The sequence below is a fragment of the Candidatus Binatia bacterium genome (assembly GCA_029248525.1).
In the GTDB taxonomy this organism is placed as follows: Bacteria; Desulfobacterota; Binatia; order UBA12015; family UBA12015; genus UBA12015.
Genome location: JAQWJE010000049.1, coordinates 335,838 through 355,223, shown reverse-complemented (window position 1 = coordinate 355,223; position 19,386 = coordinate 335,838). Strand labels below are relative to the sequence as shown.

13 protein-coding genes and 1 pseudogene are annotated in these 19,386 nt (G+C 60.2%); 6 read left to right on the top strand and 8 right to left on the bottom strand.

What is annotated here, in order from left to right; all coding sequences use genetic code 11:
- The gene (locus P8K07_14125; GenBank protein MDG1959655.1) at positions 1-450 is read right to left on the bottom strand and encodes a hypothetical protein; all 450 of its coding nucleotides are present in this window, start codon (positions 448-450) and stop codon (positions 1-3) included.
- Between the two features lie 18 nt (positions 451-468).
- Positions 469-4,395, bottom strand: coding sequence for a phosphoribosylformylglycinamidine synthase (purL, locus tag P8K07_14120; protein ID MDG1959654.1), 3,927 nt, complete (start codon positions 4,393-4,395; stop codon positions 469-471).
- A gap of 115 nt (positions 4,396-4,510) precedes the next feature.
- On the opposite strand from purL, the gene P8K07_14115 reads away from it, so the two are divergent.
- Complete coding sequence (locus P8K07_14115; protein ID MDG1959653.1) at positions 4,511-6,058, top strand: carboxyl transferase domain-containing protein; 1,548 nt, start codon at positions 4,511-4,513, stop codon at positions 6,056-6,058.
- Here P8K07_14115 and P8K07_14110 read toward each other — a convergent pair.
- Positions 6,055-6,780, bottom strand: coding sequence for a phosphocholine cytidylyltransferase family protein (locus P8K07_14110; GenBank protein MDG1959652.1), 726 nt, complete (start codon positions 6,778-6,780; stop codon positions 6,055-6,057). The two genes, P8K07_14115 and P8K07_14110, sit on opposite strands and share 4 nt — an antisense overlap.
- The gene (locus P8K07_14105; GenBank protein MDG1959651.1) at positions 6,780-9,722 is read right to left on the bottom strand and encodes an alpha/beta fold hydrolase; all 2,943 of its coding nucleotides are present in this window, start codon (positions 9,720-9,722) and stop codon (positions 6,780-6,782) included. The genes P8K07_14110 and P8K07_14105 overlap by 1 nt, the downstream gene beginning before the upstream one ends.
- 19 nt (positions 9,723-9,741) lie before the next feature.
- On the opposite strand from P8K07_14105, the pseudogene P8K07_14100 reads away from it, so the two are divergent.
- Positions 9,742-10,116, top strand: a pseudogene (locus tag P8K07_14100) (4Fe-4S dicluster domain-containing protein).
- A gap of 609 nt (positions 10,117-10,725) precedes the next feature.
- Here the strand turns inward: P8K07_14100 and P8K07_14095 are convergent.
- A complete protein-coding gene (locus P8K07_14095) occupies positions 10,726-11,475 on the bottom strand; it encodes a fatty acid desaturase (GenBank protein ID MDG1959650.1) in 750 nt (249 codons plus the stop codon).
- Between the two features lie 320 nt (positions 11,476-11,795).
- On the opposite strand from P8K07_14095, the gene P8K07_14090 reads away from it, so the two are divergent.
- A complete protein-coding gene (locus tag P8K07_14090; protein ID MDG1959649.1) occupies positions 11,796-12,758 on the top strand; it encodes a hypothetical protein in 963 nt (320 codons plus the stop codon).
- Here P8K07_14090 and P8K07_14085 read toward each other — a convergent pair.
- Complete coding sequence (locus tag P8K07_14085) at positions 12,709-13,236, bottom strand: CDP-alcohol phosphatidyltransferase family protein (protein MDG1959648.1); 528 nt, start codon at positions 13,234-13,236, stop codon at positions 12,709-12,711. The genes P8K07_14090 and P8K07_14085 overlap by 50 nt on opposite strands.
- A 106-nt stretch (positions 13,237-13,342) precedes the next feature.
- Here P8K07_14085 and P8K07_14080 point away from each other — a divergent pair, with 106 nt between their 5' ends.
- Together P8K07_14080 and nhaA are read left to right on the top strand one after the other, a co-directional pair.
- Positions 13,343-14,557 carry a tetratricopeptide repeat protein gene (locus P8K07_14080; GenBank protein ID MDG1959647.1) on the top strand — a complete coding sequence of 405 codons (1,215 nt, stop codon included), beginning with the start codon at positions 13,343-13,345 and terminating at the stop codon, positions 14,555-14,557.
- A 7-nt stretch (positions 14,558-14,564) separates the two neighbouring features.
- On the top strand, positions 14,565-15,911 hold the full coding sequence (nhaA, locus tag P8K07_14075; protein MDG1959646.1) for a Na+/H+ antiporter NhaA: 1,347 nt from the start codon (positions 14,565-14,567) through the stop codon (positions 15,909-15,911).
- Between the two features lie 6 nt (positions 15,912-15,917).
- Here nhaA and P8K07_14070 read toward each other — a convergent pair whose 3' ends face one another.
- Positions 15,918-16,658 carry a LytTR family DNA-binding domain-containing protein gene (locus P8K07_14070; GenBank protein ID MDG1959645.1) on the bottom strand — a complete coding sequence of 247 codons (741 nt, stop codon included), beginning with the start codon at positions 16,656-16,658 and terminating at the stop codon, positions 15,918-15,920.
- Between the two features lie 2 nt (positions 16,659-16,660).
- Complete coding sequence (locus tag P8K07_14065; GenBank protein MDG1959644.1) at positions 16,661-17,806, bottom strand: histidine kinase; 1,146 nt, start codon at positions 17,804-17,806, stop codon at positions 16,661-16,663.
- 257 nt (positions 17,807-18,063) lie between these two features.
- Here P8K07_14065 and murF point away from each other — a divergent pair, with 257 nt between their 5' ends.
- Positions 18,064-19,368 carry a UDP-N-acetylmuramoyl-tripeptide--D-alanyl-D-alanine ligase gene (gene murF / locus P8K07_14060; protein ID MDG1959643.1) on the top strand — a complete coding sequence of 435 codons (1,305 nt, stop codon included), beginning with the start codon at positions 18,064-18,066 and terminating at the stop codon, positions 19,366-19,368.
- Positions 19,369-19,386: the final 18 nt, after the last annotated feature.

The window sequence follows — 19,386 nt, the reverse complement described above, 5'->3', positions numbered from 1 at the left end:
TTAGCCAGAAGGGAGACGATCTTCGGCCGGCAAGAAGATCACAGCTGCACGCCAATAGGCCCAGGTCAGCAAGCCCCAGATCACCAGACTCGCCGGGGCCATCAGCCAATGCCCGCGCTCGTCCAAAATCCCCCAAACCGCGAAGGCAATCGTCAGTTGGACCATATAAGCCGTACCCCAAAACCGCATCCATGGGCGCATCTGCCAGAGGCCCCAAGTCAGAGCGAGGTAGAGGAGAAAGTGGATCGGCTCGGTGAGGCGCGCGGCCTCGCCACGAAACATATAGCCCAGCCAGACATCCTCGGCCTCGGCTACCGGCTTCGAGAAATAGTCCCAGGGCGAATAGATAAACGTTACGTAAACGCAAAAGGCTAGCAACGCATTCAGCCATAGAGGTCTCTCCGACAACGGAAGCCGTCCCCCCGGCCGTTCCTCATTCTGGTTGTCCATCTCGATCCCTCTCCCTTCTCAAGCCAGCCAGGTCCGAGCATTGCGAAATAAACGCATCCAGGGAGCCTCGTCATGACCATCGCGCCACTCTGGAGGCATCCACGAGTGTTGGACCTTCCGGAACACTCGCTCGGGGTGCGGCATCATGATCGTGACGCGACCGTCGCCACTCGTCAGACCAGCAATACCGGCAGGCGAACCGTTCGGATTGGCAGGATACCGGGCTGTCAGTTGGCCTGCACCATCGACATACTGCATCCCCACAAGGCCTGACTCCACAAACCTCTCGCACGCGTTGGCTGAGTCGAACTCCGCACGGCCCTCACCATGCGCGACAGCGATCGGTATCCGCGAGCCCTCCATTCCGGAGAGCAGGATGGAGGGGCTGGGCAGAATTTTGACCAGCGAAAGACGCGCCTCGAATTGCTCCGACCGGTTGCGCACAAAGCGCGGCCAATGCTCTGCTCCGGGGATAATCGAATGTAAATTCGAGAGCATCTGACAACCATTACAAACACCCAGCGAAAAAGTATCAGGGCGCGCAAAGAACTCTGCGACCATCTCGCGAACTCGCGGCTGAAAAAGAATCGATTTTGCCCAGCCTTCCCCTGCACCGAGAACGTCACCGTAGGAAAATCCGCCACAAGCAACCAGGCCGTGCATCTCTGCGAGCGAGACATCCCCTGACAGAAGATCACTCATATGAACGTCGACGGCCTCAAAGCCCGCGCGATCAAAGGCCGCCGCCATTTCGATCTGGCCGTTGACTCCCTGTTCTCGCAGAACGGCCAGCCTCGGCCGGGAGCCCGAAGCAATCCACGGCGCGGCTACGTCGTCCCGCATGGAGAAAGACAACTCGGCGGAAAGACCGGGGTCAGCCGCATCCAGACGCGCGGCATGTTCTTCCTCGGCGCAAGTCTTGTCATCGCGAAGGGCCTGCATACGGTGGGTGGTTTCGGACCATGCATCACGAAGCTCGAATCTCGACATCGCCACCAACGCCTCGGCATCCTTACGGATCACGACCTGATCATCCGACCGGAGGCCACCCAACTCGTGGACAAGTTCGTCAATTCCTTCGCGAGCAGCCACTGCCCGCACCCGCGCCAGGTCGCTCCGGCGGACCTGCACCACAGCGCCAAGCTCTTCGTTGAACAGCGCTGCAAACGAGTCCAAGCCAAGGCCGGCAAGATCAATCTCGAGACCAACGCCGCCCGCAAACGACATCTCCAGCAGAGTGGCCGCAAGTCCGCCGTCCGAGCGGTCATGGTACGCCTCGAGAATTTCTTCGCCGGCAAGCTCTTGAATCAAGCGGAAAAACCGCAGCAAATTCTCGGGGTCATCCAGATCCGCCGGATCCGCACCCAACGTCTCGTAGACCTGCGCGGCGATCGAACCACCAAGCCGGTTGCGGCCACCGCCCAAATCAATCAGCAGCAAAACCGAGTCTTCGAGTCCGGAATTCAGCTCAGGGGTCAAGCTGCGCCGGACATCGAGAACCCGCACGAATCCGGTCGCGATCAGCGATAACGGTGCGGTGACGCTGCGCGGCTCACCCTCTTCCTCCCAGACCGTCCGCATCGACATCGAATCTTTGCCCACCGGGACTGCGATTCCCAATGCGGGGCAGAGCTCAAGCCCGACGGCCCGAACCGCATCATGGAGACCGGCGTCCTCACCCGGATGCCCTGCCGGTGCCATCCAGTTGCAGGAGAGTCGAATCTCACCGAGCGAAAGCATTGCGCAACTGGCCAGATTGGTCACCACCTCACCGATCGCCAGCCGAACGGAGGCTGCCGGGTCCAGAAGCGCGACAGGGGTTCTCTCCCCACAGGCCATCGCTTCCCCGGTGAAGGTATCGAAACTGGTGGCAGTCACGGCGGCATCCCCGACGGGCACCTGCCAGCGGCCGACCATTTGATCGCGCACAATCAGTCCACCGACCGTGCGATCACCGATACTGATCAGGAAAGTCTTGTCGCCAACCGCAGGATGCCGGAGCACCCGCAACAATGTCTCCTCGAGGTCGCGTTCCTCTGTCTCGAAATCGTCCGGCCGGAAAGGCAGTCTATGAGCTTCCCGGCGCATGCGCGGCGGTTTCCCCAACAAGACCGAGAGCGGAAGGTCGATGGGCGTATCGCCGAAATGTCGATCGGTCAGTTGCAGATGTTCCGCCACGGTGGCGTGCCCTACTGCGGCAAATGGCGCTCTCTCTCGCTCGCAGATTTTCGCGAACTCCGCGAAACGATCTTCGGCGATCGCCAGCACGTATCTCTCCTGAGCCTCATTACACCAGATCTCCAGAGGCGAGAGACCGGGCTCCGCATTGGGCACTTCGCGAAGCTCGAAAACGCCTCCACGACCCCCGTCATGAACCAACTCCGGGAGCGCATTGGAAAGCCCGCCAGCACCGACATCGTGAATGAAGAGGATCGGGTTCTCGGCACCGTATGCGGTGCAGCGATCGATCACTTCCTGGCAGCGCCGTTCCATCTCGGGATTGCCGCGCTGCACGGATGCAAAATCGAGGTCTGCCGCACTCGTGCCCTGAGCCATCGACGAGGCGGCGCCCCCACCCAGGCCGATCAGCATTGCGGGGCCACCAAGCACCACAATCCGCGACCCGGCCGGAAAGCTCTCCTTGGTTTCGTGGCCCGGACGAACATTCCCGAGACCGCCCGCCAACATGATCGGCTTGTGATAGCCCCTGACCTCGCGTCCCGCAGGGCCCGGTGCCTCCTCGCAAAAAGTACGAAAATAACCGGCCACATTCGGGCGACCGAACTCATTATTGAAAGCAGCGCCTCCGATCGGACCTTCCAGCATGATTTCCAAAGGAGACGCCATCCGGTGGGGGCGGCCGAAATCCTTCTCCCATGGCTGTTCGGCCCCCGGGATCCGAAGATGAGAGACCGAGAATCCGGTCAGTCCGGCCTTCGGTCGGGCGCCCAGACCGGTTGCACCTTCGTCACGAATCTCTCCACCCGAACCAGTAGCGGCGCCCGAAAAGGGTGCGATCGCGGTCGGATGATTATGCGTCTCGACCTTCATCAAAATCGAGACCGGTTCCTCGTGCGCGCGATAGACGTGATCGCTCGGGTCGGCAAAGAAGCGCCCCCCCGTGGCGCCCACCATCACCGCCGCATTATCGGAATAGGCCGACAAAATTCCCTCGGGCGATTGTTTGGTGGTATTCCGAATCATCGCAAAGAGTGATTCCTCTTGCGCCTCACCGTCAATCACCCAATCCGCATTGAAGATTTTATGCCGGCAATGTTCCGAATTGGCCTGCGCAAACATCATCAGTTCGACATCCGTCGGATTGCGCGCAAGGCCGGCAAAGCTGTCGACCAGATAATCAATCTCGTCATCCGCCAGCGCGAGCCCCAGAGAGCCATTCGCCCGAACCAGAGCCTCCCGGCCCTCCCCGATCAGATCGACCGTTCCGACAGGCGCCGGCGCGCCCTGTTCGAAAAGTGCAGTCGCGGCATCGAGACGGTCAAAGACGGCCTCCGTCATGCGGTCATGAAGGTGAACAGCAACAGCCGCAACGGAAACGGGCTCCGTGGATTCGATAAAATAGGCCACCCCGCGCTCCAGTCGGCGGACCTGCGCCAACCCGCAAATATGAGCGATATCGGTGGCCTTCGAGGACCAGGGCGAGATTGTGCCCGGGCGCGGCACTACGAGCAGCAACTCGCTCGCATCTGCGGTCGGCTCGCCCGAAGCATGAGCACTGCTGCCCGCTCCGTCGGAGCGAGGGCCATAGCGCAGCAGAGCGGTCAGGACTTCCTCGTCGCGGGCCGAGAGCTCGCCCTCAACATCGACGAAATGCACAAAGGCAGCTTCTCGAATGCGGACCCCGGGCAAACTATCAGCGAGGGCCGCATTGCGGCTTGCCAGTCGGGCCGGCGAAAAAGCCGACGAACCTCGGAGGGTGAGCATCTGCACTTGTATTATCAAACCGACAGCAGCCTGCCAGAAGCTCGCAGGCCTAATTTTCGGCGCTCCGACCCCCGGACCACTTCCCGGGAGTGCAGCGGGCGGCTACAACCATTTTGTGAGCTGGCAGAAGGAAGTCGATCGGATCGAAGAACAACGGCGTCTGGCAAAGGAACTCGGTGGTACGGAGGCCGTTGCCCGACAGCATGAACGCGGTCGCCTGACGATCCGGGAGCGGATTGCCGGGATCACGGATCCGGAAAGCTTCGACGAAATCGGCCCCATCGCCGGCCACGCCGATGTCGACGAGGAGGGGCATCTGGTCTCGTTTGCCCCCGGCAACTTCGTCCTCGGGACGGGGCGGGTGGACGGGCGACTCTGCGTGATCGGCGGGGAGGATTTCACCCAACGCGGAGGATCTCCAACTCCCGCCGGACTCCGAAAAAGCGTCTATTCGGAAGATCTGGCGCTCGAGCTTCGCTTGCCTCTGGTTCGTTTCCTCGAGGGAGGCGGTGGTAGTGTCGCCGGCACTTCGGGCAAAAAGGGGGGGGCTGCGCGCGGCGACCCTGTCTACGCCCGGCACCGATTTGTTTCCATGGCACAGGTCCTGCGCGAAGTGCCTGTTGTCTCCGCAGGTGTCGGCGCGGTTGCCGGGCTGCCTGCGGCCCGGCTCGCAGGTTCACATCTTTCGGTGATCACCGAAAAAACCGCACAAGTTCTTGTGGCGGGCCCGGCTCTCGTCGAAAGAGCGCTTGGAGAGATCAAAACCAAAGAGGAACTGGGAGGCGCCGAGGTCCATCGTCGCAGCGGAGTTGTCGACCGCATCGCGACTGACGAAGCCGATGCAATCGGCATCGTACAGGCATTTCTGTCCTACTTGCCGCCCAACCGGCACGAGTTGCCGCCACAAGGCCCCATAACCGATGACCCCCAACGGACCGACGAAAAACTTCTCGCCCTGGTGCCGCGCAACCGTCGTCGCGTCTATGCCATGCGCAAGGTCATCCAGAGTATCGTTGATCGAGATTCCTTTTTCGAAATGAGTCGCGACTTCGGTTCCTCCCTGATCACGGGGCTGGCCCGACTGGACGCGACACCAGTGGCCATTCTTGCCAACGACCCGCATTTTGTCGGTGGCTCGATGACGGCAGCCGCGGCGCAGAAAATGAGGCGCTTTCTCGAGCTATGCAATACCTTCCACCTGCCGGTGGTCAGCCTCGTCGACGAACCCGGCTTCATGATTGGATCGGAAGCCGAATCGCAGGCGACAATTCGCCACGGACTCGAAGCCATTCGCGCTACCGTCGAAACAACTGTCCCGTGGGTCAGCGTGATCATCCGCAAGGCCTATGGGGTGGCGGCCGCGGCGCACTTCGGCCCTGGCGCGACCGTCTACGCCTGGCCTTCGGCCGAGAGGGGCGCCTTGCCTCTCGAAGGAGGCGTGGCCGTCGCCTTTCGCCGCGAAATTGCGGCGGCGCCTGATCCCGAGGCCTACCGAACGGCCCTGGAAGAAAAGCTTGCCAAAGGAAGAAGTGCTTTCCCGGGGGCCGAGTCTTTCGGCGTCCATGACCTGATCGACCCGCGCCAGACCCGACCGGTGCTCTGTCGCTGGCTGGAACGCCATCGACCGCTTTTGCGCCACCGCGTCGGCGGTAGATCCGCCTAGGCTGAATCTCCTCGAGCCTGTCGTCCGATCGCGCGCGCCCGTTCCAGATCCTCGGGGAAATCGACTTCGGTCCAGTCCAGATCATCCACCCGTTCGAACCCTACATGCGTGCGCTCGAGAAAGTCCGGATAGACTTCCTCGTGCTCGAGATCGATCTCGCCTCGAGCGACACGGGCCGACAGGAGTTCCAGCAACAGCGGCGCTGCCTCGACGCTGACTTTCAAAAATCCGACGGATTCCCCGAGGAGGTCGTAGGACCCCCGCGGTTGGCGCGCGATATCCCAAACCCGATCACCGCGGACGTGAAGCATCTGCTCTTCCCCACTCGCCTCGGCGCGCGCATCGAGGAGAAAACAACTCTCCTGCGGAGAGTTGACCAGTCGCGACAACATCACATCCGGGCCGAAAACATCAGCATCCATCACGAGTAGATCTCGGTCGAAAAAATCGCGAGCGGTATAGAGCGAGAGAATAGCGCCGCGCTCAAAGTCCGGGTTCCAGAGAACTTCGACACCTGAACCCACCGCCTCACGAATCGCGTCGATCCCGAATCCTGCCACCACAACGATCTCGTCCACTCCCGCGAGACGCAACTGCCGAATCAATCGGGCAAGAAGAGTCTCTCCCTCAACTTCGAGAAGCGCCTTGGGCTGTCCCGTCGAAGCCTCGCCAAATCGCCGACCAACACCCGCAGCCAAAATAATTGCGATGGGCTTGCGCATCAAATCATTTCTCCCGAACGCGATTCCGCGATCGTCGATGGAACCTCGAAATCCGTTTCGTGGGTGGAATCGAGGCCGGCGGCACGCAGCACGCTTTTCTGCAGTCGATGTCCGGAAGTCATGGGGAGTTCATCGAGAACGCGAACGAATCGCGGACGCTCGACTTTCGATAGCCTGGTCTCGACAAGCTCACCAAAGGCATGAAGGTCGAAGGTACTCCCCCGACGCAAGGTAATCGCTGCCACCACGGTCTGATGGGCATCGCCGTCTCTCTGCACGCCATAGACGGCAGCAAGGTCCACAAAATCCAGTTCCGTCGCCAGTGTGTCTTCGATGGGTATCGTCGCAACGACCCCCGTGCTCGTATGAATCAGATCCTTGCGATGGTCGAGCAACCAGAAATCACCCTCGGGGTCGCAACGAACAAGATCCCCGGTATCGAGCCATGCATCACCGGCATGAAAAACTCCGCGAAGAGGACGGCCTTCCACTTCACCGCGCTCCGGCGCCACGCGCGAGAGAAGCAGACCCATTCGCCCCCGACCACAAGGCTCGGCAAACCCACTCCCCAACTCCACCATGCGATCGCGCTCCAGGTCCCAGGCCGCCACCGCGATTTCCGCACCGCCGGGCAAGGGACGACCTACAGATCCAATCTTCTCGCCAGTCAAGTTGACCAGAACCGCATTGCCTTCACTCGAGGCAAAAAATTCGATCGCCAGCACCGGCCGTAAACGCTCTACCAGGCGCGTCCAAACGCCGCGTGGCATGCCGCTGCCCGCAAAAATCCGAATCGGATGATCCTGCTCTCGGGCGTCAGTGGGTGCGTTGACCAGGGCGCGACAGAGGCCACCCGAGTAGAAGACAACATCCACCCCGTAGCGGCGAACATCCTCCCAGAACGAATCCACCGAGAAGTCGCGAGTCACGGCCAGGCGAGCACCACTGACCAGCGCCGCGCCGACGCCCACCAGAATGCCGGTCGCGTGGTGTGTCGGCGAGCAGCAATAGACCGTATCGTCCTTGGACAAGGCTGTTGCCGAAGCGGCGCCGTATGCCGAGGTACTCCATCGACGGTTGGTGACTCGACTGATCCCCGGATGCCTGGCCGAACCGGTGATCAGAATCATCGCCAATTCCCCCGCCAGACCGGGATCGGGAACGTACCAGTCCGGTGGGACCACCTCGGCCGGATCAATCGCTTCCATATCCAGAACCCCTGCCCCGAGAGATCGCGGCCCACCGCCGCCACCAAGGACCAAAACTTCCCTACCAAAAATCTTGTAGGCTTCCGATCCACGCTCGGGGTCTGCCAGCAGATGATCCACCGGAGCCACCTGCAGTTGGACCGCCAGCGGCATATCCGGCCGCAGCAGCACTGGCACCGCGCCGATTCGGGAAAGGGCCACGGTGGCCGCCAGCGCACTTGGGCGGGTCTCCATCAGAACACCGACATATTGGCCCTGACGGACACCGCATTTGAGCAATCCGAGCACCACATTATCGACGCGGGTATTGGCGTCCCGGTAGCTGTAGGCCCGACCGCCGAAGAGGAAAAATGTGTCGGCGGGAGCCTCGCGTGCCTTGTCCGCCATTGCCAGCGACGGGCTGATCCGGGTGTCGGAGCGAATGGATTCCAGCCGAGAAATTCGCGCGACCTGCGGGAGCACGGCAGCGAACATGCGGCCGACGCCGCCGAGGCGGCCTCCCGCCACTTCGGCCGCACCACCGACGAGGTCCACGCCCAAATGCCAGGCCGTTTCCGTCCCGCGCTGTAAATCCACGAGAAAACCTTCCGGCGGTTTGGCATGTCCGTCTGTCTCGGCAAGCTGGTAGGCATTGGTCGGTAGCGGATTGCGGCCTTCTCTTGCGCCCAACCAGGTGGCCACCGCAGGCCAGGTATCGCGCTGCGCCCGCGAACCAGCCACCAACCCGAAATGGCCGGTCTGCAAACGGATCTCGTACGACGAAGCTCGCGGTGCTGCCGAGCGAATCGCACGGACGCTCGGTGGCGGCGCAATCGTATCCGAGGCCCCGGAGAAAGCCAGAATCGGGCAACTGATATCGGCGAGCGTCACCGTCCGATCACCGATCACAACCCCGCCGCGCAGAAGGCGGTTATGGGCTACCAATTCGCGCAGCGCATCTCGCAGCGCCGGGCCGGGAAAAGCCGTCCAGCCCTCATCTTCCATGAAGCGACGCATGCCGTCACGCTCCAGAAGCGCCTCGCGATCGGCCAGCTTGGAGAGAAAATCGAAACGCTGCTGGAGGGTCTTGATCGGGTCCAGCAGCTGAAAACCGAGTCGAGTTGCCCAGCGCGGAATTCCCGCGGGAAGAAGCGAGGATTCGACTCGCCCCGCCTGCTCTACCAGCTCCAGAACAAATTCCATCGGCACCCGATCGAGCAGGGCACTGTGCAGGTCCACCGGAGCCCCGAAGGTCACCAGCGAAGAAATCTTGTCGGATTGGCAGTAAGCGGCCGCCTGATACGCAAACATGCCTCCCTGCGAGTAGCCCATCAGGTGAACATCCCGCCCGGTCGTCTCGACCACGGCCTCGACGCTGGCGGCGATCGCGAGCACGTGGTCGCTCAGCGTGCGCTTGAGGCCGCCTTTCTCCTTCTCCGGTGAGCCAAAATCGACCACCCACGGATCCGCTCCATCGAGGCTCAATTTCTCCACAGCACTGGCGCCGGGAGCGACATCCCAAACTTCAGCAGTCAGCATCAGGGGCGGCACCAGAATGACCGGAACCGCAGACGCTTTGGGCTCATCCGGGAAATAGCGCCGCAAACGGTGATGGGGGCCGCGAGCGATCACCTCATAGGGATGGGATTGACGCTCACCCAAACCGCCGAACCGTGCAATTTCGACCCCATTTCTGATTGCAGAAAGAAACCGATTCGCAAATCCGGGCATCGTCGATCGTCGGGCGTTGGGCACGCTCGAAGTCTACCGAAGCTTGCGGGAAAGCGCCCGCTCGAACCGTCCGAAAAAGATAGCCGATGCGATTGCCTTGAGAGCTCGGAAACTCGTGGCTAAAGTCCCCTCAATGGCAACGATGATCACGGATGAGTGCATTAACTGCGGCGCCTGCGAACCGGAGTGTCCCAATACGGCCATCTACCAGGGTGGCATTGAATTCGACGCATTGGATGGCTCGAAGACAGCTGCCATCAGTGACGATTTCTTTTACATCGTTCCGGAAAAATGCACGGAATGCGTAGGTTTTTTCGATAGCGAGGCCTGCGCCGCCGTCTGCCCCGTCGACTGCTGTATCCCGAATCCGGACATCCCTGAGGCCGAGGAGCTCCTCTTCCAACGCGCCAAGGAAATCCACCCGACCGAGGATTTCCCCGAGGACTTCCCCTCCCGATTCAAGGAAGAGGCCGCTGCAGCCGCTGCTCCGGAGGCTGGCCCCGCTGCAGGAGATGCCGCGCCCGCAGGAGCAGTGCCCGCCGCCCCGGGAGCCGCGGGTGGCCCGCCCCCTCCGGCGATCTCCGCCGAGGATGCCATCGCCGCCGGCATTCCCAGCCCCGACGACTGGCCAGTGCCCTTGTCCTGCTTCCGTTGCGGCGGTCGCTTTACCGTTCCCTTCCAGTTCCTCACGCCCGGAACCGTCCTGCACTGCCCGCATTGCAATGGCTCCTACGTTCCCCGAACCGACATGTACCAAGCGGTTCGGCGACGGATGGACGCCTTCTACGAATCGTTCGGGGCCAGCTTCGAGGCGTTGAAGGCACGTCGTCAGAAGGAACTCGACAGCTTCGAGGACAGCCTGCGCAAGAGCTTCAGCAAGTTGGAAGAAGATGTCAGCAAGGAAACCGACAGCCGGGAGCTCGCAGGAGCTCCGCAGCGGAACCGCGGCATGTTTGGCTGAACCTGCACCGGAATGGATCAAAAGCCCTGCAGCTGCGCTGCGGGGCTTTTTTTTGATTCAACTAAATCAGTTTCGGGCAAATGCGGCTGATTGCACCGGCTCGGCCAAGCCGACTTTCGTCAACGCGGCGATAAACCACCAGCCGAAATCGATCTCCCATTTCTTCTGCGAAAATCGGGGGCTCCCGGGGTACTCATGATGGTTATTATGCAGGGCTTCGCCGGCCGTAAAGAGCGACAGAAGCCAGAGGTTTCGCGCGCTGTTGGCGAAGTTCTGGTACCCGATCCAATGCGCCGCTCCATTGATGGATGCGTTCAGCCAGATGTAGAGTGTAAATTGCAGAACGGCTGCCACGAATCCGACGAGCGGGGTCAGGACCCACATCATGAGGGCTGCATACAGAACCAGACCTGCCGTCGTTCGCGAAAAGATTCGCTCCCAGCGATCATCCACGATGTCTTTTGTGTATTTCGCAATCGTCTCGGTGTCTCGCGCTTCGGCGCGGTAGTACTGGACGTTCCGGAGTTGGATGTTCCAGAAACCGTGCACATAAGGGGAATGCGGGTCTCCGGGCAGGTCCGAGAAGCGGTGATGTTTGCGGTGAATCCCCGCCCAATCCCGAGGCGCAATTCCGGTCGTCAGCCAAACGACGAGACGATTGGCCCAGACCACGGCGGGGTGCAGCTTGACCGCCTTATGGGTCAGTGCCCGATGGAGGTAGACGGTCGTCGCCAGGGTCGAGAGCTGCGCTCCCAGAAAAATCCAGACGGCAGCCAAAATCAGATCATTGGTCGTAAACTGCAAAAATTGCGGCATAGCGGTTCCTTATTCCCGTAAAGCTATCCATGTTCCATCCTGACACAAGCGGATTTACTCCTTGGACGCTCGCGGAATCGGAAACTTCACCCGAGCCCCGCCCTGAAATTGGCTCGATATACCTGATTTATCGATCCTTTTGAGGATTCTTGCGATAAACCTGCCGGGAGCACAGGGGCCCCTGAACGCGAAAGGTTCCTCTTGCCAGTGGTGCCGGCCACAATCGGCGGGGGCGGGATCCCCGGCGGGGTTCATGGTGGCGGGCTTCCTTGCCGGACTTCTGGGCCCTGTTAGGACATTACGATGGAGAAAATCGCCGAATGAAAGTTCTCAAAATCATTATTCCTTGGGCCCTGACGATTCTCCTCTTCGTCTTTTTGTTCTCTCGCATTCCTGTCGACCAGGTGATCGCGACCCTGCAGCAGGCACAGTGGGGACTCTATCTCGCCGTCCTTTTCCCCTACTCGTGTCTCTACCTCCTCCTCGATACCGCAGCCGTGACGATAGCCGTGCGGCGGTTCCATGCCCCGGTCAAATACACCGAGATGATCCCCGTCCGCGCCGTCACCTACGTTCTGTCCCTGGTCAATCACAACGTGGCACAGGGCGGACTGGCGCTCTGGCTTTGGCGCAAGGAAAACATCCCCTTTCTCGGGATCGCAAGCACGATGGTCTTTCTCGCATTTCTCGAAATCAGCGATCTGATTCTGGTCTCTTCGATCGGCGCCGGCATCGCGGGAACCGCGGTGCCCGGACTGAGCGAGTCCTACTTCGTGCTTTATGCTGTCCTCGCCGGCATTGTCTTTTACTTTCGAGGGCTCAAGCTGCTCGGCGTCCAGCGACCGGCGCCCGGTCTCCTCTCGACTTTCGACAAGGCTCGGATCGTCGACTACCTCGCCATCCTCAGCTTCAAGGCCACCGCACTCCTGCTGGCGGCTGTTCTCAACTGGGCCGCCGTCGGGTTTTTCGGCATGGACATTCCCTTTTTCGCGATGCTCGCGAACCTCCCCCTGATTTATCTGGCATCCGCCGTGCCCCTGACCGTTGCCAAACTCGGCACCGCGCAGGCCGCGTGGGTTTTTCTCCTCGGAAGCTATGCGCCCGAAGCCAACCTGCTTGCCTACAGCCTCTGTGCTCATCTGATGTTTCTTGTGATGAATGCATTTCTGGGCGTCTGTTTTCTTCCCTTCAAGGGAAGGGAGATCTGGGAACTGGCCGAGAAACGTGAAGAGCTTATGGCTGTGGCGAAACAGGAAGCAGACGGCGAAGCAGAACGGGACTGAGGTTCAGCAGTGCCACGCTGACCGCGATTCCCTGACTCCAAGTCGGGGACAGCCACCCCGCAGGGACAGCTGTCGCGAACAGAAGTGCGAAAAAATTAAGCGTGCCGGCGAGATGGCCGGCGCGGTCGGCAAAACCGCGAACGGGTGCCTTGCCCGGCTGCTGACGGCGCCATTGCAGCATCAGGTCCATCAGCGCGATGCTGATGGCGATCGGCAGCAAGGGACTCGTCCAACCGTGCCAGGACGCCATTCCTAGACCGGCGAGCAGAAAAAAACCGTCCGAGGCAACATCAAGATAGAGCCCCCGTCGCGACGCTACGCCCAGTGCCCGGGCGATCTTCCCGTCGACAAAGTCGGTCGCCATCGCGACCATCACAATCAGCATTGGGGCAAATGGATGCTCCCCCACAGAAAATACCAGGATAAACCCCAGCAATATTCTGGAAAAACTCAGCAGATCAGGGACCGAAGACAACACGACTCCTATCGATCTCCGGTTCCGGCCGGTTGTCAACCATCGATGACGAACTGTTTTCTAACTCGGTCTCGTGACGTTGACGCAACAGGTCGTTAAGAAAAGGAGCATGTCGTTCAAATTCTGTCCCGAATGCGGTGCCGAAGCCGTATCTGATAATCGCTTCTGTGCCAGCTGTGGCGCCTCCCTGGACGCCCCGACGCCCGACGCAGTGGCTGCTCCCGCATCGGGGGCTTTCCGCGTTGGCGGCTTTGTCGTGCTGGCTCTTCTGCTTGTGGCCGGCGGAGGCTTCTGGGGTTGGGAAAGATCCCGGGCGGAAGAGCGCGCCCTCAAACCGGGCGAACGCCGCACCGAGAGCGGCGCGGTCGTCCCCGTGCAGGCTCCCGCGCCCCAGACATTCGAGCTGCCGCCGGATATTCGCGAATTCATTGGCAAACAAGCCGCAGAAGCCGAGAAAACTCCTGACGATACAGAAGCCTGGGAGAGATTAGCCGGGGTTTATTACCGAGCCTCCCGGCTCGACCCCACCTACGTGGCCAAAGCAGGCGCTGCCTATCAGCACCTGCTCGATCGTAACGAGAAGAACCTGACCGGGCTGCGTGGTCTGGGGAATCTCGCCTATGACCAGGGCGCCCGTGATACATCCGTCGACTATTACGAAAAATTTCTGCTCATCGAGCCGGAAAACGCCGCCGTACGAACCGACCTCGGCACCATGCGCTACGAGTTGGGCGATTCCGATGCTGCCTTGGCTGAATGGGACCTCGCCATCGAGAACAACCCGGAGTTCTATCAGGCTTATTTCAACCGCGGCATCGTCTACGACAAGCTGGATCGGCGCGACGAGGCTCTCGCCGAGCTCTCCAAAGCCCGCCAGTTCGCCAGCGATCCCGTCGTGCAGGAACGCCTGAGCACCTTGATCGATGCAGCCAATGAAAGTGGGGGGAGTCTCGAAGAAGCAGCGGCCATTGCTGCCGAAAAGCTGAAGGCCTCTCCCACCCAGCCAAACTCCCCACACCCGCCGCGAGCGGTGGCGGCGCCCGCGAACGATACATTCCGCAACACCGTCGCCGGGCTTTTCCGCAATGCCAAGGTCGCCGGACCCAAAGTCGTCGGCCTCCAATGGCCAACGGATGATCTTCTGCGCGTGGAAATGGCCGGCTTCCCGATGGACCAGATGCCCGAAGTGATGAGAATTTCCTTTCTGGGTAAAATGGAAGCCGGGATCCGCGAAGCAGAGAAGAAGTTTTCCATCGAGAAAAACGTCCGCGTTGAAATCGTGGACCGGGCTTCGGGTCAGGTAATGGCCCGCATCGACAACTGAGGTTCCCATGGCGAATCAAAACTCCAAGCAGCGCCGCAACCGTCCGGTACAAATTATCAGTGATCCCTTCCAACGCCTGATCGAGTTGGAAACCGGGGGTGCCATCCTTCTCCTTCTGATGACGGTGGTCGCGCTGGTCTGGGCGAACTCCCCCTGGGCAGCCAGCTATGATCACTTCTGGCATACGCCGATCAGTATCGGCGTCGGTCATCATCTTCTCGAACTATCTCTCGCTCATTGGGTGAACGACGGTCTGATGGCCATCTTCTTCTTTGTCGTCGGAATGGAGATCAAGCGGGAAGTCGTGCTCGGGGAATTATCATCCCTGCAGCGAGCCATGCTGCCTCTTTTCGGTGCGATCGGAGGAATGGTCGTTCCTGCCCTGATCTATATCGGATTCCATCAGGGGGGGCCCGCCGCTTCCGGCTGGGGCGTCCCGATGGCGACCGATATTGCATTCGCAGTAGCGGCTCTCACGGCTCTCGGGTCACGCGTCCCCGCTCCCCTGAAGATCTTCCTGCTCGCGCTTGCCATTGCGGATGATCTCGGAGCCGTCCTCGTGATCGCAGTCTTCTATACGGCGCATATCGACATGCAGTCGCTGGTCCTCTGCTTCGTGACGCTTGGTGGCGTTCTCGCGCTGAACCTGATCGGCGTGCGATCGTTCATGGCCTACTGGATTGCCGGCGCCATTGCGTGGTTCTTCATGCACGAGTCCGGTGTTCACGCGACCATTGCGGGCGTTCTGCTCGGCCTTCTTACGCCGGCCAGTGCAGACACCGGCGAGCACGAAACTCTGATGGACAAGGCCGCCGCTCATTTCGAAAGCCTCACAGATACTCTGCGGCCGGACCAACAAGCCGACTATGGCGGTCACAAAAAGGCTCATGTTTTCGAAAAGATTCAGGGACTTTATGTGGGCTCGCAGTCTCCGCTGGACTACCTGACCAACCTGCTCGAGAAATGGGTCGCTTTCTTCATCATGCCGGTATTCGCCCTCGCCAACGCAGGGGTGGCCTTCGATATGGCGGTGTTCACTAACCCGACAAGCCAAATGGTCGGCGTCGCCGTTGCCAGCGGCCTGCTCCTCGGCAAGCCTCTGGGCATCGGCCTGTTCAGCTACTTTGCCGTCAAGTGCAAGATTGCCGCCATGCCGACCGGGGTCAATTGGGGCAGTCTTATTGGGGTCGGCCTTCTTGCCGGCATCGGCTTTACGATGTCGCTTTTCGTGACGAATCTCGCGTTCGCGGATCCAATCCTGATTGCTGGTTCCAAAATCGGGATTTTTGTGGGATCTGTCCTCGCCGCGATCCTGGGAATTATCGCCTTGCGACGATCGCTCCCCTCCGCCTAACCCGAACTACCAACCGAGTCGGGCACGCAGCGTGCGTGCCTGTACTCGGGAGAGTTCGACTTCACTTCCTTCGTCATCGGCCATCAAGAGACGGAAGCGGCCACCGAACCAGCGGGTGACTTCCTTGACCTGTCGGAGATTTACCAGGCGCGATTTATGCGCTCGAAAGAAAACCTCCGGATCCAGTCTTTCTTCCAGATCGCGAAGCGTAAAATTGGTCATATACGATCGACCGTTGACGTAGGCGTAGACCAACCTCGATTCGACCGCGAACCAGAGTATATCTTCCACCGGCAAGATGACGATCTTTTTTGCCGTATGGACCGGAATCTGGACAGCATAACTCGGACGCTCCGAAGCAGTGCTTCCACCGAGGTTCACATCCGTTTGCAGACGTTCCCGGATCCGGCAGACAGCCTCCTCCACCCTCTTCTGTGAGAATGGTTTCAGCAGATAGTCGACCGCATCGACTTCAAATGCCTTGATCGCATATGAGTCATAGGCCGTCGCAAAAATTACGTGCGGTGGATCCTCGAGAGATTTGTAAACGCTGAAGCCATCTTGTCCCGGCATTTCGACATCGAGAAAAATCAGATCCGGTTGCTCCTTCTCGATAAGCGCCAGCGCTTCCTTACCGTCAGAAGCCTCGCCCACAATCTCGACATCCTTGATATTTCCGAGGAAGCCCTTGAGTCGCTCCCGGGCAAGATCCTCGTCATCGACAACCGCTGTCCGAATCGCTGTCACCTTCACGTCTCCGACCTCTGTTCTGTGAAATGTCCCGAATCCTGAGGAATACGCATCTCAACGCGCGTTCCCCCCCCGTCGCGGCTTTCCATTGTCGGTGCGTATTCTTCGCCAAACAGGACCGTAATCCTTTTATGCACATTGCTCAGGCCGACACCCGCCAGAAGACATTCATCCGGGCTCCGATCCAGTCCGACACCCGTGTCGGAGACTACCAGGTGAATCATATCCTCAGCGAGAGTCGCGTGCACCGAAACCATGCCGCCTCCAGGCTTTTTGGAGATGCCATGCCGGACGGCATTCTCGATCAATGGTTGCAGAATGAGGGTCGGCACCCTTCCCGAGCGAGCGCTTTCCTCGATACGGAATTCGACGCGCAGCCTCGAGCCAAAACGAGCCCTCTCGATATCCAGATATGCATCTGCGATGGCCAACTCCTCGGACAGAGTCACGAACGACCGATTTTCGCTCTGCAAAAGGTATCGGAAGATTTCCGCAAGCCTCTCGACGCAAACTTCCGCACGAGCCGGATCGACCGAAATTAGTTGGGCGATGGAATTCAAACTATTGAAAAGAAAATGTGGATTGATCTGCGTTCGCAGTGCATTGAGCTGGGCTGCGGAGGCAAGCGCCCGCGCTTCGCTCTCCCGGCGTCGATAAAGAAAAATCTGCCACCAGCTCTGATTGAAGCCCACCACGACCAGCAGCACGATGGGAATAATTGGCAGTAGAAAGAAAACCGTCGGCGCGGCACGTAGTTGCGAGGCGGCAATCGTCACGGCGATATCATCGCCCATATAGGGATCAAAGATTGTAGCTTGCCCTTGCAGAAATCCACGAGCGTTCGTGACGAGAAATGAGGTGGCTGCAATCGCCGGCACCGCGATCAGAACCTGATAGAAGAGTCGACGGCGCGAATCCAGCCAGCGCAAGCGAGGAAAGATGACCTGCCAAAGAAGCATCGCAGTCAGAGCAAAAGCGAGGCTGCCCAGAAGAGAGATGATCAGGGGCCAAATGCTCCGGAAGATAAACACCTGAAATAGACCCAACTGCAGCCCCAAGGCCAGCGCGGCACCCAAAAGCAAACGGCTTTGACTTGCCGGCAGGGTGGCCGGTTCGTCGCGACGCGTAATTCCATCAACGGGCATTCACCTGACCTCTGCCATTAAATCGGCTTGGCTGGCAAGTCGCCGAAAACCCGGTCCTGCTTCACCCGGGTTGATTGGTCTACCCCGAGACCCCCGCCTCCCGCGCCCTGCCCAATTCCGGTTTGGGGGAGGGGAATTGTACTCCAGCAAAACATCCGGTAGCTCCGCTCCCTGTGAGGCTTTCAGCCAAATTGATCGCGGAGCTCTGCCGCGGTGAGCTTCTCTGCGGAAATCCGGAGAGGATATTCACCCGGGCGGTGCTCGACTCGAGAGATGTACCGGAAGGTTCGCTTTTTGTGGCATTGCCCGGACAGCACCACGACGGGCATGACTTTCTTGACTCCGCTCTGCGGAACGGGGCAGCGGGAGCCTTGGTGATGCATCGGCCCTCGGAAGTGCCCTCGGGAGACGCATGTCTGATTCTGGTCGAGGACTCGACCCGGAGCCTCCAGGCGCTCGCCGCGGCCTGGCGCAAGATGCTCGGACTTCCGGTCATCGGGGTGGCCGGGAGCAATGGAAAGACAACCACAAAAGAAACTTTGCTCGCCGTTCTCGGAGCCCACGCCCCAACCCACGCGACCCCGGGCAATGCCAATAGTCAGGTGGGGTCGCCTCTGGCGATTCTCCATACGCCCGAAGGGAGCCAGCTCATGGTCCTCGAGCTGGGCACGAGCATGCCAGGGGAGCTTGCGAGAATCTCGGCAATGGCCGCACCCGATATCGCCATCATCACGGCTGCTTTCGGTGAGCATCTTGAATTTCTGAAGACAATCGATGGCGTCGTCGAGGAGGAAACCACAATCCTGGATTCTCTTCCCCGGGGCGCTTTGGCCGTTGTGGGTTCTGCCGAACCCAAACTCGTGGAGGCTGCCCGCAAGCGTCAACACCTGCGCATCGAATCGCTGGGAACGCGATCTGAGGACGATTGGCACCTCGGCTCCATCGAAATGTCGATCGACGGAACTCGCTTTACGTTGAGTCACCACAGCGGCGAGCGAAACCTGCACACTCCGCTTCTCGGCGCGCCAGCTGCATGGGCCGCCGCCTTCTCCGCGATCGTCGCCCGTGAGCTTGGCGTGTCCGACGCAACGATCGACACGGGTCTCGCTCGCGTCATTCCCGCAGATCATCGACTGGTCGCCTCTGAACATCCGACCCGCCCTCTCTTGATTCTCGATGATTGCTACAACTCCAACCCGGCTGCCTGCATCGCGGCGCTCGAAACCGCTCTGGCACTCCACCGAGGACGCAAGGAACTGATCCTGGTCCTCGGAGATATGCTGGAGTTGGGCGATGAGACCGAGGCGGCCCATCGTGAAGTCGGCGAACAAGCCGCAAAACTCACCGCAGATCTCGCAGCCGACACCCGGATCATCACCGTGGGGCCCCTATCGAGAACCATCGCGGCAGAAATTCGGGACCGAGGACTTTCGGTCATGGAAGCCAGCGATACCGAAGAGGCGCGAAGACTGCTTCTCCCGCTCCTCGGCAAAGCGACTTCTACAACGATGCTGCTGAAAGCATCCCGAGGCATCGGCCTCGAAGCTTTATTGAATATCTAGATTCGGCGCGGCTTGCCC